The sequence below is a fragment of the Amedibacillus sp. YH-ame6 genome, from assembly GCF_053848845.1.
Window position 1 is genome coordinate 41,361 of the sequence record NZ_JBSPEZ010000004.1, and the last position, 15,746, is coordinate 57,106.

The following is a 15,746-nucleotide window of genomic DNA, read 5'->3' on the forward strand; positions in this document are numbered from 1 at the left end:
TTTATGTATGTATCTTACGCAAAATTATGTGTAAAAAACCAATACTAAGAAGTATTGGCTTGTTATTCGAATAGATTTAATATTTCATCTGCGTTCATACGCGTAATAATACCTTCATTTTGGTGAATGATAGAATCACTTAAATCTTGTTTTAACTCTTGTAGATGCATGATCTTTTCTTCAATGGTATCTTTCGCAATCAGTTTAATTACTTGTACATTGTTGTGTTGACCAATGCGATAAGCACGATCTGTTGCTTGGTTTTGAGCGGATACATTCCACCATGGATCAAAGTGAATAACAACTTCAGCACTAGTTAAATTTAATCCAGTTCCTCCTGCTTTTAAGGAAATCAAGAATACCGGAGTCGCATCTGTATTAAACGCATTCACGTATTGTTGTCGCATGATTTTTGGTGTGCTTCCCTTTAATAAATAGAAATCAATTTCTCTTTTTTCGAGTTCTTTTTGGATAAGTGATAAAAGAGATGTAAACTGAGAGAATAAAAGTACTTTTTTATTTGAAGAGATACAGCTTTCAATATACTCTACACATGCTTCTACTTTACTTCCTATCCCATGATAATTCTCATATAGTAAGCGAGGATCGCAACAAATCTGACGCAATCTAGTAAGCATACTCAAAATCATAATCTTACTATTTACAAACCCTTTTTCTTTGAAATTGGTTTGTAAATCTTGTCGTATCATACTTAGGTTTGCCATATATAGTTTACGAGATTCATCATCCATTTCCACTAACATCGTGTGTTCTACTTTCTCAGGCAATTCTTTTAATACATCTTTTTTAATACGTCTTAAGATAAATGGTTCTACCATTCTCTTTAATTCTTTTAAAGTAGCCTGATCTTGTTCTTTTACAATCGGAAATTCAAACTCTGATTTAAAATAATGATAGCTGAATAAATATCCAGGCATTAAGAAATCAAAGATTGACCATAATTCTGCTAGGGAATTTTCAATTGGTGTACCAGTCAGCGCAAAGCGATGTTTGGATTGTATGGCTTTTACTGCTAAAGCATTTTTTGTTAAATGATTTTTAATGTATTGTGCTTCATCTATGATTTCATAAGTGAAGGTAATATCTTCATAGTATTCCATATCTCGTTTTATATAATCATAGCTTGTAATGACAATGTCATAGTTTTTACAATCTTTGATCTGTTGTTTTCTTTCTTCACTCGTTCCTGATATGAGGATACAAGATAAAATCTTAGAGAATTTATGAATCTCACTTTCCCAGTTCAAAATCAAAGAAGATGGACAAACTACTAGAGATAAGGTCTTTGGATGTTGTAGCTTCTCATCTTCTAACAAGGTGATTACTTGAATAGTTTTACCGATTCCCATATCATCCGCAAGGATTCCTCCAAAACCATATGCCGCCATAGTCTTTAACCAACGAAATCCAACCTTTTGATAATTACGTAAAATACCCTTTAGTGATTCAGGTACTTGAAAATCACTATCCGCAACGCTATGAACACCGCGTACAATATCTTTAAAAGAAGAATCACGATCTACTTTGATTTGATTGGTATCTTTTAAATTGTTATCGATATAGAGGGAACGATATTTTGGTACTTTCACACTTCCACTGCTGATTTCTTTATCACCCACATGAATTCCTTCTAGGATACTAGATAACTCTTGTAGTGCACTATCTTCGATGTTCACAAAAGAACCATTCTTCATACGATAATAACGTTTATTCAAACGATATGCTTCCAATACTTGAGAAAGTTCCTCAACTGGAAAATCAAAGGTATCAAAATTAATTTCTAATAAATCACTTTCAATACGTACACCCATAGAAATATTGACACTGTCTTTGATTTGTAGCTTTTTAAATTTATCTGTTGCGTAAATTTCACACGTGTTAGAAAGTTCTTCAATACCCTTATCTAAAAACTCATAAATTGCATCCTGAGAATGTTCGATATACGCAAGACCTTCTAACCCATCAATACGTTTCATATATTTTGTAAAGACAAGACGTGTCGCAATCTCTTCATGAAAGGAACGAGAAGAACTTAATGTGTTCGTAGAAAATGCATTGTATTCTTCATTTCCATAACAGTATAACAATTTCGCGTTAATCACATTATGTTTAGGCATATCAATATAGACTTTACATTCAAGTGGTAGTGGTGCATACTCACTGATATCATCACCAATAATAGGAATATGATGTTTTACGTTCATCAGTACACTGTTATAGAAATTACGCATAAAATCATGAGATATAATTAATGAGCTTTTCTTTTGTACATATGCATTTAACAATAACACACAATCTTTTGAATACTTTTTATCACAACGATATAAGATATGATCCATCAATACATAGATGTGAGATCTACCTTCTAGTACCCTGAAATCCGTCGTATTCAAGCTAATTTCAAAAGATTCATCTTCTTTTCTTTTTACTTCTAACTGAAGCTTTGGGTTTCCATCTTGAAAACGCATATTGATCAGCATCTTTTCTTTCATACGATGCATTACATCCGTTCCATTATACATTGTGAAAAACTCATCCAATGCATCTGGAGTAAAACACAGATTACGCGCTTGGGGGCAACTTTGCAAAGCTTCATTATGTTCAAAGTATAAAATATCATAACTATGGCGAATCATAAATTGAATCAGTTCTTGGCTTTCTTCATCAAAACTGTGCAAGTTATGGAGAAATTCCAAATCTTTTCCATAGCTCTTTTTTACGTTCTGTGCGATATCATCTAAGAAACCACGGATATCCTTTACAATATAGCGTTTCTCATTTCCAACTTTTAAGGTAAGCGCCATAATCTTCTTTTTTCGTAGTTCTAATACAGGTTCTACATGAATGGACTGTTTTAAATTCATAGCCAAAGAAGAATAAACGATTTGTTCCTCATAAGCGTTCATTACATGCAATGCATAGTTATCATGTACAATACTAGCTTGTACAGGTTGATCCTGTTTTTGCATAGCCTCTTGATCTTGTTTTACTTTTAATAGGACTGCACAACAATGTGCACAGGTTAATTTTGTTTGATGTTCTTTACAATTGCATAGATGGGCACGTACAATCTCATCGTCTTTTTCAATCGACATATTCACTTCATGATATTGTTTCTCATCTTTAATGGTCGCATTGATTAGTATCAATTGTGGATTACTAAAATCATCAATATCAAGAGATACGATACGCCCTTCCTTTACCATTGTTTCTGCCCTTTGATAGAGCTCTTCACTACCCGCAAAATCTTTAATTTGTGCAGACGTCAATTCCATGAAATCACCTTACCTTAACGTATATTATACCATTATTCGTGATAGAATACTTCCAGTAAAATAAGTTTTTTTCAGATGAGAGGTATTCATATGTTCTATATAAGCTAATCTTCTACAATTTTCGATTATCAAACACTTCGTACAATGCATACATTGTCTATGTACTAGATACATAATTATTTTGTATCTAGAATAAAAAAAGCTATGGATAAAGCCATAACTTTTCTTTAGAATTTTTAAAATCGTTATTTTTTCAAAGCTTTTTTCTTATTCAATCCATAGCCCAATGCACAACCGGAAAGAGCTAAGAAACTTATACATAGTATAGTTTTAGATGTATTCCCAGTGTTTGGGGAAGTAATATTCGTGTTCTTAACAACCGGCTTATTTTCTGATACAGGAGTAATTCGATTACCATAGATGGCAGTTACTTCTACAGTAAGCGTCAAATAGAGCACATCTAGAAATAGATAACCTTCTGTAAGATAATATATCCAACAGGAGGTGAAATTAATGCCAGTAAAATATGATTATGATTGGGAATCACTACATAAAGAGCAACAATCATCAGGAATGAATATGAAGAAGTTTTGTAGAGAACGTGGGCTTCCTTATCAAAGTTTCAAAAACCATAAATATCAAATTGTGAACAAGGCAGATGAAGTCAGCATCGTAGCAGTGACATGTGAAGTACAGCAAAAGATTTCGTTCGTTATAAACGGGGTATCTTTATCAATAGATGCTTCATTGGATGATGAAGGACTACGCAAAATCATGAAGGCACTACAATGATACAGTTTCATGATATTACACAAGTTTATATGGTGCGAGGATACACTGATCTACGAAAAGGAATTGATGGCTATGCCTCCCTGATACAGGATAAACATCATCTTGATCCTTTCCATGATTCGTTGTATATCTTCTGTAATCGACACTGTAATAAAATCAAATGCCTATACTGGGATGGGAATGGCTTTTGGCTTTTATATAAACGATTAGATAAAGGACATTTTAAGTGGATCAAGAATGAAGATGGAACGATTATTCTTACACACCAACAGTTAAAGTGGTTATTGGAAGGATTGCGAATTGAACAGAAAACAGCATTCAAAAAGAGCAATCCGAAATATGTATAAATCATCAAAAAAGCCTTTAAACATCGTGCATTTATATGCTGTAAGTGGTATGATATAGGCATGCAAAATAGAGAATAAATCAAAACAAAACTGCAATCGATGAGTCAAGAAGAACTCATCGATTTGCTTATCAATAGAGATGGATTAGCAAATGAAAACAGCAAGCTGGAACAAGAAAATAATTGGTATAGAGAACAAATTGCTATGTTGAAAAAAGCGAGATTTTCATCAAGTAGCGAACAAACAATTGCTGGTCAATTGAATCTTTTTAATGAAGTGGAAGATGTCAATGATCATCCAGTAGAAGAAATAGCAGAACCAGTAAAGAAATCAAAAAAGAAGAAACAAAGAGAAGCAGATTTTTCAAAATTACCAACGCGCATTATTGAACCAGGTTGAAGTAATAGAAATCCTGATAAAGCAATAATGCCAGCGGGAAGTGCAGCCAATTTCTCATTATCAGTATAAGTATATGCGATACCTATAACTGCAATAAGTGCCATAATGTTAAATGAACACTCATAGGCTTGATTGAAAATGGCTTTTAATTCAACAGAATCAAAAAATAAAGTAACTTGTTCAATTGGAAATTCAGCTAAAAGTAGAAAAATGGAACCAGTTATCATTAATGGCATTGTATAAATAAATCCATCTTTTAAAGCCAAAATTGGTTTTGTATTAATAAATTTTCATAATAATTCCTCCTCAGCTTTTATTTTACATAAATCATTATATTTAGAGTAAAAAAAAGAATATATAAAAAGAAGTACTAGTAACGATGTGACAAGAAAAGTGAATTGTATAATTCGTTTTGCGAAACACTGTTACACAAATGTAATAACATAAAAGGTCTAATCATTTTAAACTACATAATTAACTCATATTTAGGTGCATCAAAAATGAAAAAATATCATATTATCCAGGAGTTATGTCCTGAATAAGAACAGTAAAAATGTAAATGATATAAACTTTTTTTAAAATTAGCTATGAATCAAAAAGACATAAAAACATTAAGGTAGGAATTATATTGAATTTTATAATTATTTATGATTAGCAATAAAAAAATCTAGTATTTTATTACTAGATTTAAGAGGTGCTCAGTAAAATGGACAATTAATAAAAATGCATAAATATCAAAAATTAGTTTTATAACATTATTTATTATTATTTTCAAAAAAGAAATGATTGTATTGATCTACATATGAAAGAGTCTTTTGATAATGTTTTGAATAATATGTAGATACTAAACAATCCAGAATAAATTTCACTGAAGTATAAAAAATACAATCTCCCATTTTATCAAAGTTATTGTCATAGAGAGCAGCAATACATTCATCACAGTATATGGATATTGGAGTAATATATCGTTGAGTGAGCAATACAACATAGAAACCTCTTTTGTTGAGTATTTTTACAACTTTTTTTATTCTATCTGTACTCCCGCTTCTAGTAATTATAAAGACAGTGTAATCTTTTGGATTAGCATGCATTGAAAATTGAATTTGCTGATCAATGCTAGAATAAATATTACATATTTTACCTATTAAGCTAAAATAATGTGTGGCATATTCTGCTAAAGCAATATTAGCATCATATGCGATTATGCTTACATATGAATGATTGTTAATGGCATCAATGATAAGATCTAGTTGAGTTATAGATAGTAACTGTGAAGTCTTTTCAACAACCTCATCATATAATATTTTCATTTTATTAACACAATGAATGGTATTTTCCGAATCATTTATTAAAAAGGAATCATAGTTTAATTTTTTTATGTCGTTTTTAAATGAATGTTTAAATTGGTCAAAACCAGAATATCCAATTTTTTTACAATATCTCATAATTGTAGAAGTATTTGTATATGTAGAGCTAGCTAAATCTCTTATAGTTAGATTTTCAATTAAATCTAAATGATTTAGAATATAGCTATGAATTTCTTTTTCTGTATTTGAAAGTTTAATTAATATATCGTTTAAATCTTTTTTTAACATGTTATTTTCTCCCCTATAAAGTAAAATTTTGTCGTTAATGAAATTTTAACTTACTACTCATTATGCATAAAAAGATTATTTGTAAGTCACATTCTTTTTAATAACTATATTTTTATATTATCATGATAATTAGGATTATTCAATTTGTTGATTTCAAATATTTTACTTAAAATTGTGAATATACTTGAAACAATGTATTCATTTATTTAATAAAAAAGATTAAAAATTGTTTACATAGTTACATATTTTTAGATATTATTGCAATGATTAACTAATATTGTATAATTGGCTTATAAAGAACGGAGGAAAGATGATGTTAGTTGATTATCATGTACATTCAGAATTTAGTGATGATTCTATTTATCCAATGGAAGAAGTTATTTGTGATGCTATAAACAAGGGCTTGGATGAAATTTGTTTTACTGAGCATGTGGATTATGGTGTTAAAGTAGATTGGGATAGTGGAGAAGAAATTGTTTATCGAAATAATGAACCAATGGCAAATGTAGATTATCCAAAATATTTTGAGAAAATTGAGTTGTTAAAAAAACAATATGAAGAGAGTATTGTAATTAAAACAGGGATGGAATTTGGAATACAGCAACATACGATCAATCAATATGAAAAATTATTTAATAAATATCAATTTGATTTTATTATATTTTCTGTCCACCAAATTCAAAATTTAGAATTTTGGACACAAGAATTTCAAAAGAATAAAACTCAAGAACAGTATAATTTGGAGTATTATGAAGAAATTTATAATATAATACAAAAGTATAAAAATTATAGTGTTTTAGGACATATGGATTTGATTGTACGTTATGATAAACAAGGAATTTATCCATTTAAAAATATTAAGTCATTAGTAGAAAAAATTCTAAAACAAGTTATTATGGATAATAAAGGAATAGAATTCAATACATCATATGTACGATATGGGTTAAAAGACACCACCCCTTCTATAGACATTTTAAAGCTATATAAAGAATTAGGTGGAAAGATTATTACTATTGGAAGTGATTGTCATAAACAAGAGCATTTAGGATTTCATATAGAGGAAGCAAAAAAAATATTAAAAGAACTTGGCTTTAAATACTATTGCACATATGATAAAATGAATCCTGTTTTTCATGAACTATAGGTATATTTGAATAACATAGTCCCTGTTTAATTAAATTGAGATTAAAAAATTCTTTATTGCTTTTCGTAAGAGAATTAGTCTCTTGTATAAAGAGAGCCTGTAGTTAGTGTCAAGTAAGTGTGGAATTATTACCATATAAAATTAAATCTTATATTGAAAGGGTGTGAGCGTAGCGAGCAGCCTTTCAATGTCTTGCCATGAATCCTTTTATATAATTTGATGTAGATGCTTTGCCTTGTCTTTGTGTATTATGTTCGAATATAGAAAAGTCCAAAGAATCGTTTATTATAATCTTGTCATTTTCTTTTTCATAATCAAAAGATTGAATATACAACTTGGATAAGTCAACGTTATTAACCTGATGTTCTCTGTTACTTACATATTTTGAAAGGCTTGATTTTCCATACCCTTTTGGCACACTTGTAAATGTTGAGGCTAAGTAATGAGAGATTGCGCTTTCCATACTACATCCCATAGAGATATTGAAGTGTGCGGATTGTATGGCTGTCCAGTTATTTGATATATACTGTGCCTCTTTACGTATACCTTCTACATTTTTATCAGGCATAGTAAATGTAGTTGTAGCACTCTTAGCATTCGCAAGTATAACGTCGCTAGGATTAACTAGTCATTCCTTAAATACTTTTCCACTAGCGGGAGCATTTGCGCTGATTGTTACGAGATCACCCGTAACATATTTCCAGAACCAGTTCCTGAATTTACAGTAAGACGATAGTTAGATGATGGCTCTTTTATGTGAATCGTAGAGTCTGTATTAGGTTTAAATTTAGGGTTGATCGTCGCTACTTCGTTCACTGCACCTGTTGGGACTCCATATACTTTTAGTATCATATTTTTATATGCTACATCCATGGATACAAGTTTAACTTGCAAACCGTTGGGTAAGTTGGTTATCCAGAATTCTTTAACTATAGAGGTGGTGATGAATTTTATTCCTAAAAAATGAATTTTACGTGAGGAGTATGAAAGTATGATAAAAGTATTGTTTGCATGTCATGGCAGGAGTTGTCATTCTTTGGGTATTCCTTTATTCTAGGCTTGTTTTATCCTAATTGTATTACGTTTTACAACTGATTTACAACTTTTTAATGGTCTCGATATGATATGAAAATATAGATAAAAGCAAGGCAATCTAAATCAGTAGACTGTCTTGCTTTATTTTATCATCGTGCAAATTCATATCCGATGCCCAGGACTGTAAAAATGTACTGCGGTTAGTCTGGGCTGAGTTCTATCTTCTTTCTTGACTTCCTAATGAATGAAGTCAAATTCCTTAAATGTTAATTGTAAATGGTTTCCATTCTTATTTTTTATAGTTAGAGTAAATATATTAATTATGAAATTATTTTTCTGTTCTATGAGTTTAACGGGGGACAGAAAGCTTATGTGATAACCATTTTACTGTTTCTTGGTAAATAGATTCTTCATTTTTCGTGAACTCTACTATTAAAATTATCCTATATAATCACTTCCGTATAGCATAACTGACAAACGCTTTTCAATTGATCGAAAATCTTCTATCTTATTCAATTTTTTAATAAAGTAGCATACTAGCTAAAGAAATTTTTCTAGTTAATTAGCATCTATAGTTATTACACAACTTAAATAAGCTACTAACTATGCATCAGAAAATAATTTTTGAATGGTAATGTCATAGAAACTTGCAATTTTGGATAAGCTGTATCTCGCCCCCATTTAGACACAGTAGAATTTCATCTCCTTTACATAAACATTATGTTTTCCAACCATTCCATGACCTCATTTAATTCTGTAGTGTTTAACTCATATATGATAAATCCTCTATTTCTATGAGCTGAAATCAGCTTACTTTTTGTTAGAATATTTAGGTGATAAGAAATTGACGGGGCAGTTATAGAGAACTGATTTACAATATCACCAGCGCATTTTTTACCGTTTTTTAGAAAGCACAAAATTTCTCGTCTCGTCATATCTGACAGTGCTTTAAACTTGTAGTCAAGCAATGGCTCATTCATTTTTATATCATGTACAATTCTGTTTTGCAAACTGCTTGATAAATTATGATTGTTGCCATTAATATAGCTATTGTAATTCCAATCATGATCAGCATACTGTATTTAGAAAAGAAAATGCAAAGATAAAAAGGAATCAAACTACTAGCCATTCCTGCCCCTACGGTTGCTAAGACTGAAATTGCACCGCCCTTTACAGCATAATATTCACTTGTCCAATCATATTTTGGAAATTTAATATTCAAAAACATTCCTAGAACTGAAATAAAAAACGCATATATGGTTGGAGTAATAAACATAAGCAAAGTATTTTCCAATGATAATGGAAATGCAATTCTCAATAAAATGGTACTTATCAGTAATACTGGCAATATAACCGTTAGATTAACAGCAATTTTTGCATTATAGATTGTTTGAGCTTTTGTAGGCGCAGAACACATAATCCAACGGTTCTTACCCTCCAATGAAAGTGAAGCAGCCGTTGTCGAAGTCATACTAACAAAAATAGCCAACGCAACTGGTAAGACATTTTGAATAACTTTCAGAATTCCCATTGCTTCTATTTGCGCTTTGAATGAAGCTGGCATAAAAAACACTGCCATTACAGATACAACAAAAAGAAGTATAATTCCAATGCATGAATTTAAGGCATAAATGGTACATGAAGTTAAACGATTTATCTCTTTCTTATATAAAGCCATAAACGGAGAAGACCTTTTCAATTCAACCAACTTATAATTTCTACTGGTATGCTGAGAGAATACAGAAGTATTCAGTGTTTTATAAAAGTAGGAAACAGTGGCAACAAAAACAATTCCCAATATTAAAGAACTACTGGTGAAAATAATAAAGCTTATCCAGTCATTGTACAAAAGTGAATTTGAAAAAAGGGTTGCAGGTGGATAGAATTGATTAATAGCATTTGTCATAGCTTCTCCTAAATTAGCAATCTGAGAAGCATTCATAGACTGAGTTTTCGTAGACGCATAAACAATTCCTAATACGCCTACGGTACTCAAAACAAGAGAAAAAATATTTTTATGCTTTGAGTGTGATGAAACGGCAACAATGAAAACTCCCAACGACAATGAAATCATCATAGGAATGATAGGTGTAAAAAGTAATGCTCCAATCAAATATAGATAATTGCTGAACGCTGGTTGTGCATAAATAATATACACGATGCTTGATGGTAACATGGCAATAAAGCCAATTATTAAATTGATTAAGTACAGCATTGTTATTCTGCTCATTACAATTGCAAGGCTGTTTACGGGTAAAGACATAACCATATCATAATCTTTTAGACCGATAAGCACACCTGTACTTTTTATAAAAGTGAGTACTAAGGTGGCTACGGAGCAAATTACAACCATAATAGTGGGCAGTGCCTCAGTTAAACCAGCTTCTGCCATGCTGTTGCTAAACTTTGCTATATAAGTAATAAGAATAGAAATGGCAACCAATCCTAACCCTCCCACAATGGCAGTACGTTGTTTTTCTTTTGCGTCATGTGAATGAAATAAACGGTTCATGCCAAACAGGTTGTATAGTTGCATTCTCAAAAGGTATGTATACTTACTTATCATTTTCTATGACCTCCATAAACACATCTTCAAGACTATGGCTACCTTTAATTTCTTCCATAGTGCCACTTTCTATCAATTTGCCTCCATTGATAATAGAAACCTTGTCGCATAATTTCTCTGCGACTTCGAGAACATGGGTTGAGAAAAAGATTGCTGTACCTGTTTCGCATAGTTCACGCATGATTTTTTTTAAATGAAAGGACGCTTCTGGGTCAAGACCTACAAACGGTTCATCTAAAATTAAAAGTTTTGGATTATACACAAAAGCCCCTATCAAGGCAAGCTTTTGCTTCATGCCATGAGAATACGAACTAACTAAATCACCTAGATTTGCTGTAATCTTAAAAATATCTGCGTATTTTTGAATTTTTACAGTTCGTTCTTTTGCAGGTACCGAAAACATATCGCACATATAGTTCAAATATTGTATTCCTGTTACATAATCATATATATCTGGATTGTCAGGAATATAAGCCGTGATTGACTTACATTTTACAGGGTCATTTTTCACAGAATGACCGTCAATAAAAATTTCTCCCTCGTTGAAGTCCATAATCCCAACAATGGCACGGATAGTAGTTGTTTTGCCAGCACCGTTGTGACCAATAAAAGCATGAATTTCACCAGCCTTAACAGTAAGGCTTAAATTATCAACTGCTTTTTTGTTATCAGAATATATTTTGGAATAATTTTTAATTTCTAACACATTGCTCATTGTTTTTATCCTCCTAGATCTATCGTTTATACTTTTTTATCGTTGCCCAGTAAATTAAAGCTGGTACAGGTGTAAACAACAAAATAAAGTATTTGTTTACTTCTGGACCAGAACCAGTCATACCAAAGTGCAATGAGATTGACTGTGGCAGTATAAAAGTTAAAGCCATTAACAGAACAAAGGAAACGATTGTGATAATGATACATTTCTTAATCATATTGATTACCTCCATTTTTATTATCATTGAGATAATAATATCATAATGATAATGTTGAGTCAAATAAAATCTCCCATTTACACAAAGAAGAAATGGGAGATATACTAAACATTATTTTTTTGTAGGAGGAGAAACAATTACGCCGATAGAGCGTAGCTTTCTATTTTCCGCAGGTTCATTGTCTCTATGAGGTTTTATAGTTTCATGTATGCTTGTTACCACTTTTTCTAACTCTTCATCTGTTAGATAAATTGGAGCAAGCGAAAATCCGGATTTATCTTCTTGAATATTAATGTTATCACTATTACAATATTCTTGAAATAATTTTATAAAACCTAAGACATATTGGGTAAATGCCTGCATATAAGCTTCACCTGAATTGTTGCTTATAATTTTAGCTCCCTCCTTCGATAGATTAATAGCGACACTATATGTTCTTTCTACTGCTCCTCTAACTTGAGTTTCCTCTACGATTTTCAGTATACCATCAGCAGTCATTTTCTTTAGATAGCGATATAATGTAGCCTGTGGTATATCACTGAATTTTTCAGCTAAATGTTTTGCAGTTGTCTGCTTGCAAGAATTTATCTCAAACAACAATTTGCATTTTATAGGATTCGTCATTACTTCCATCAATTTTTTGTTCACTATGGGGATCCTCCTACTTCATAATATGATAATTTTATCATTTTGAAAATATAATTTCAACATATTAGTCAATAAGCGTGCAAATCTTATTTGAGAAGTGCACGCATTCGTTTACTCTACAATTTTGCAGTTAGTATCTTTATAAAGCGTCAATTCATACTGTGAATTCTGTATTGCTTTTATCTGAATGTTAATAAATTTTACAGACACCTTAACATTCATATGTTCGCTGATCTAACCTGATGGATGCTTCCAAAGCGGTTAGCATGTTAACCGCAGGAAAAACGCTTTTAGGCGTCTGTGCAGGGGAGATATTGTAACACCACTTTGTGATACACAACTGGTAATTGAAATCTGGCTTAAATTAGCATTTACAGAGGTTTTTGCAATGTTTCTAAAGTGCAAAAAGGAAAGGAGAAATAAGTTATAGCAAAACGAGAGTATTTAACAATCAAGCTTGACTATATCAGTATCATCTTTGACGCTGAAACCGAAGAGTAAGTCATACGACACATTTACAGTTACCAATAGATATATTCACAGTTTTTCTTCCCAAAGTTAAACATAAATAATTCCAATATTGAAACGCTATCCCATGACGATTGAAGAAGCGTCACGCTATTTGTGCATTGGAGAAAAGAGAATAGAAATGCCAGCCGATTCATACGGAGTGGTAATCGAATACAGATAAAACGAAAACAATTTGATATAGTTAACGAGCTTTTGATATGCTATACTTTTTATATCATATTAAGGCTCTTTCAGTTAAGAGAGGATTGATAAGATGAGTGAAAAAAGACGAGATAATAAAAATCGTATTTCACACAATGGAGAGAGCCAACGTAATGATGGACGATATATGTATAAGTACATAAATAATGCAGGAAATCGAAATATATGCATAGTTGGAATTTGTTAAAACGGACACGATTCCAGTAGCAGTAAAGGATGATATACCACTATGTGATAAGGAAAAACGTATCACAAAAGACTGGAGTAAGACATAACACTGAAGTAAATTATAACTTTGTCATCAACCTCATCAAAAAAAGAAGTTTTTGGTAATATGCGGATTGACAAAGTAAAGCTATCAGATGCTAAAGGTTGGCTTATTAAGCTACAAAGTGAGGGTCGTGGTTGAATGATATTAGATGATGATTTAATTCGCAAAAACCTTTTTGAATTTCTGCTTGCAACTGTGGTAGCCTTGCATTGGGAAAAGTATTTCAAACATATATGTCTAAAACGCTAATAAACAAAGAATTTAACAAGATATAAGGAGATATGCAAAGATGATAAAAATACTATTCGTCTGTCATGGAAACATATGTCGTTCTACCATGGCGGAATTTGTAATGAAAGATTTAGTAAAGGAAAATAAGGAAGACTACATGATCGCTTCTGCCGCAACGAGTAGGGAAGAAATTGGAAATGATACGCATAGAGGTACAAAGAGGATGTTGGATAAACATCATATTCCCTATACAAGAAGAGCCGCAAGGGTGATGACGAAGGAGGATTATGAAGCATATGATCTTTTAATAGGGATGGATGAAGCAAACATTTCTAATATGGTACGTATCTGTCATGGAGATCTAGAGAATAAAATTCATAGTCTGTTAAGTTATACACATCGCAAGGGTGTGATTGCAGATCCTTGGTATAGTGGAAATTTCGAACAAACGTATGAAGATATAGTAGAAGGGTGCTTAGCTTTAAAAAATTATACGCAAAAAAATCGCATGTAGAATCACGCGATTTTTTTAAGATTCCTCACACCCTTATCAGTTGAAAAAGTGCATTGCGTACTAAGATATACGCTTTGTTGAAAGTAGGCAAACAAAGTTGCCTAAAGGCTATAAACATCAATGCTTATTCGCAGGTTGTTGTTGTGTTATGCAGTGTAGCATACCACCATATGGATATAAGGGTGTTACATCAATAGGAACAATTTGCTTATCAGGATACAGTTTTTTCATGCTCTCGATTACGATTTTATCATGCTTATCTTGGTATATTGGAAACAACACCACTTTATTTCCTATATAGAAATTCAAATAGGAACCCTTATAATCTAAACCAATCACATTTTTTTGCGTAAGAGGTAATTCAATGATATTGTACGCTTTTCCTTTTGTGTTTTTGGCAGAGGTAAGAACATCATAATCATTCTCTTTTATATTGTCATATAATTCATAGAAATCACGTTTTGAAACTGTCAAAATAGTTTCCTCATCATAGAATCTTGCGATACCATCTATGTGAGAGTCTGTTATATCCTCACCGATGCTTCCTTCCAACCATATGAAATTTGTAATACCAAAATACTGATGTAGAAATTCTTCCATTTCTTTTTGTGAGACCTTTGAATTTCTATGGGGACTTATTAAGGAACTTTTACAAGCCATAAAAGTACCACGTCCATCTAACTCCATTGCACCTCCTTCAAGGACTATAGTAGATAAAATCAAGGAAGGAAGTTTCTTACTGTTAGAAACAACAGAAGGGATTTTGTTATCTTTTTTGAAAGGTGCTTTTTTACCCCAGCCATCAAAAGAAAAGTCCAAAATACTCAAAGTGTTGTTTTTATCGTAAGCGAATATAGGGCCTGTATCCCTTACCCATACATCATCTGATTTTGCGAGAACAAAATCAATATTATCTAGAGGAATACGTTTATCCAGGAGTACTTTCTCAATTCGTTTTTTCTCTTGTTCATGATAAGCAAGGATATGAACTTTTTCGCCAGAAATCAGCGCTTGTGTCATTTGTATCCAAATTGGTTCTAGCTCATTTCGATAAGATATTCCATAGGTATAATGATGAGGCCATATGAGCCAAGTTCCTTCATGTTTCATGCTTTCATGTGGAATAACATAAGGGGTCATTGTATGTTCATCTCCTTTTCTAAAAACACTGATTGTATAACAAATCATTCCGATGAATATAAATACGAATCCTTTGCTTATCCATGCATTTCTTTTCATGTATA

General features: G+C 31.7%; 19 protein-coding genes. 7 read left to right on the forward strand and 12 right to left on the reverse strand.

What is annotated here, in order from left to right:
• Positions 1–62 precede the first annotated feature (62 nt).
• Both ACWG0P_RS04680 and ACWG0P_RS04685 read right to left on the reverse strand, forming a co-directional pair.
• On the reverse strand, positions 63–3,296 hold the full coding sequence (locus ACWG0P_RS04680; RefSeq protein WP_455800711.1) for an SNF2 helicase associated domain-containing protein: 3,234 nt from the start codon (positions 3,294–3,296) through the stop codon (positions 63–65).
• A 245-nt stretch (positions 3,297–3,541) separates the two neighbouring features.
• Positions 3,542–3,754 carry a hypothetical protein gene (locus ACWG0P_RS04685; RefSeq protein ID WP_455800712.1) on the reverse strand — a complete coding sequence of 71 codons (213 nt, stop codon included), beginning with the start codon at positions 3,752–3,754 and terminating at the stop codon, positions 3,542–3,544.
• A 55-nt stretch (positions 3,755–3,809) separates the two neighbouring features.
• Between ACWG0P_RS04685 and tnpA the strand changes: the two genes are divergently transcribed.
• The 3 genes from tnpA to ACWG0P_RS04700 all read left to right on the forward strand — a co-directional run bounded on the left by tnpA (position 3,810) and on the right by ACWG0P_RS04700 (position 4,834).
• Entirely contained in the window at positions 3,810–4,088 is a 279-nt protein-coding gene (gene tnpA, locus ACWG0P_RS04690) for an IS66 family insertion sequence element accessory protein TnpA (protein WP_455800713.1), read from the forward strand.
• Positions 4,085–4,435 carry an IS66 family insertion sequence element accessory protein TnpB gene (gene tnpB, locus ACWG0P_RS04695; RefSeq protein WP_455800714.1) on the forward strand — a complete coding sequence of 117 codons (351 nt, stop codon included), beginning with the start codon at positions 4,085–4,087 and terminating at the stop codon, positions 4,433–4,435. The genes tnpA and tnpB overlap by 4 nt, the downstream gene beginning before the upstream one ends.
• A gap of 99 nt (positions 4,436–4,534) precedes the next feature.
• A complete protein-coding gene (locus tag ACWG0P_RS04700; protein WP_455800715.1) occupies positions 4,535–4,834 on the forward strand; it encodes a transposase domain-containing protein in 300 nt (99 codons plus the stop codon).
• On the opposite strand, the gene ACWG0P_RS04705 is transcribed toward ACWG0P_RS04700, so the two are convergent.
• Complete coding sequence (locus ACWG0P_RS04705) at positions 4,729–5,070, reverse strand: PTS transporter subunit EIIC (RefSeq protein ID WP_455800800.1); 342 nt, start codon at positions 5,068–5,070, stop codon at positions 4,729–4,731. The two genes, ACWG0P_RS04700 and ACWG0P_RS04705, sit on opposite strands and share 106 nt — an antisense overlap.
• A 519-nt stretch (positions 5,071–5,589) precedes the next feature.
• Positions 5,590–6,429, reverse strand: coding sequence for a MurR/RpiR family transcriptional regulator (locus ACWG0P_RS04710; protein WP_455800716.1), 840 nt, complete (start codon positions 6,427–6,429; stop codon positions 5,590–5,592).
• A 313-nt stretch (positions 6,430–6,742) separates the two neighbouring features.
• Between ACWG0P_RS04710 and ACWG0P_RS04715 the strand changes: the two genes are divergently transcribed.
• Positions 6,743–7,573, forward strand: a complete 831-nt coding sequence (locus tag ACWG0P_RS04715) for a histidinol-phosphatase HisJ family protein (RefSeq protein WP_455800717.1) — start codon at positions 6,743–6,745, stop codon at positions 7,571–7,573.
• Between the two features lie 184 nt (positions 7,574–7,757).
• Here the strand turns inward: ACWG0P_RS04715 and ACWG0P_RS04720 are convergent, their stop codons facing one another.
• The 7 genes from ACWG0P_RS04720 to ACWG0P_RS04750 form a co-directional block, all read right to left on the reverse strand.
• A complete protein-coding gene (locus tag ACWG0P_RS04720; RefSeq protein WP_455800718.1) occupies positions 7,758–8,141 on the reverse strand; it encodes a hypothetical protein in 384 nt (127 codons plus the stop codon).
• 107 nt (positions 8,142–8,248) lie between these two features.
• A complete protein-coding gene (locus tag ACWG0P_RS04725) occupies positions 8,249–8,467 on the reverse strand; it encodes a hypothetical protein (protein WP_455800719.1) in 219 nt (72 codons plus the stop codon).
• A gap of 848 nt (positions 8,468–9,315) precedes the next feature.
• On the reverse strand, positions 9,316–9,588 hold the full coding sequence (locus ACWG0P_RS04730) for an autorepressor SdpR family transcription factor (RefSeq protein ID WP_455800720.1): 273 nt from the start codon (positions 9,586–9,588) through the stop codon (positions 9,316–9,318).
• Between the two features lie 2 nt (positions 9,589–9,590).
• Positions 9,591–11,174, reverse strand: a complete 1,584-nt coding sequence (locus ACWG0P_RS04735; RefSeq protein WP_455800721.1) for a hypothetical protein — start codon at positions 11,172–11,174, stop codon at positions 9,591–9,593.
• Complete coding sequence (locus ACWG0P_RS04740; RefSeq protein ID WP_455800722.1) at positions 11,164–11,889, reverse strand: ABC transporter ATP-binding protein; 726 nt, start codon at positions 11,887–11,889, stop codon at positions 11,164–11,166. The genes ACWG0P_RS04735 and ACWG0P_RS04740 overlap by 11 nt, the downstream gene beginning before the upstream one ends.
• 19 nt (positions 11,890–11,908) lie before the next feature.
• Complete coding sequence (locus tag ACWG0P_RS04745) at positions 11,909–12,106, reverse strand: hypothetical protein (RefSeq protein WP_455789704.1); 198 nt, start codon at positions 12,104–12,106, stop codon at positions 11,909–11,911.
• Between the two features lie 111 nt (positions 12,107–12,217).
• Positions 12,218–12,754, reverse strand: a complete 537-nt coding sequence (locus tag ACWG0P_RS04750; RefSeq protein ID WP_455800723.1) for a hypothetical protein — start codon at positions 12,752–12,754, stop codon at positions 12,218–12,220.
• A gap of 595 nt (positions 12,755–13,349) precedes the next feature.
• Here ACWG0P_RS04750 and ACWG0P_RS04755 point away from each other — a divergent pair.
• From ACWG0P_RS04755 to ACWG0P_RS04765, 3 genes are all read left to right on the forward strand, one after another.
• On the forward strand, positions 13,350–13,445 hold the full coding sequence (locus ACWG0P_RS04755) for a hypothetical protein (RefSeq protein ID WP_455800801.1): 96 nt from the start codon (positions 13,350–13,352) through the stop codon (positions 13,443–13,445).
• A 93-nt stretch (positions 13,446–13,538) separates the two neighbouring features.
• Positions 13,539–13,673, forward strand: a complete 135-nt coding sequence (locus tag ACWG0P_RS04760; protein WP_455800724.1) for an integrase DNA-binding domain-containing protein — start codon at positions 13,539–13,541, stop codon at positions 13,671–13,673.
• Positions 13,674–14,046: 373 nt separating this feature from the next.
• A complete protein-coding gene (locus ACWG0P_RS04765; RefSeq protein ID WP_455800725.1) occupies positions 14,047–14,502 on the forward strand; it encodes a low molecular weight protein-tyrosine-phosphatase in 456 nt (151 codons plus the stop codon).
• A gap of 117 nt (positions 14,503–14,619) precedes the next feature.
• Here the strand turns inward: ACWG0P_RS04765 and ACWG0P_RS04770 are convergent, their stop codons facing one another.
• Positions 14,620–15,741 carry an agmatine deiminase family protein gene (locus ACWG0P_RS04770; RefSeq protein WP_455800726.1) on the reverse strand — a complete coding sequence of 374 codons (1,122 nt, stop codon included), beginning with the start codon at positions 15,739–15,741 and terminating at the stop codon, positions 14,620–14,622.
• Positions 15,742–15,746: the final 5 nt, after the last annotated feature.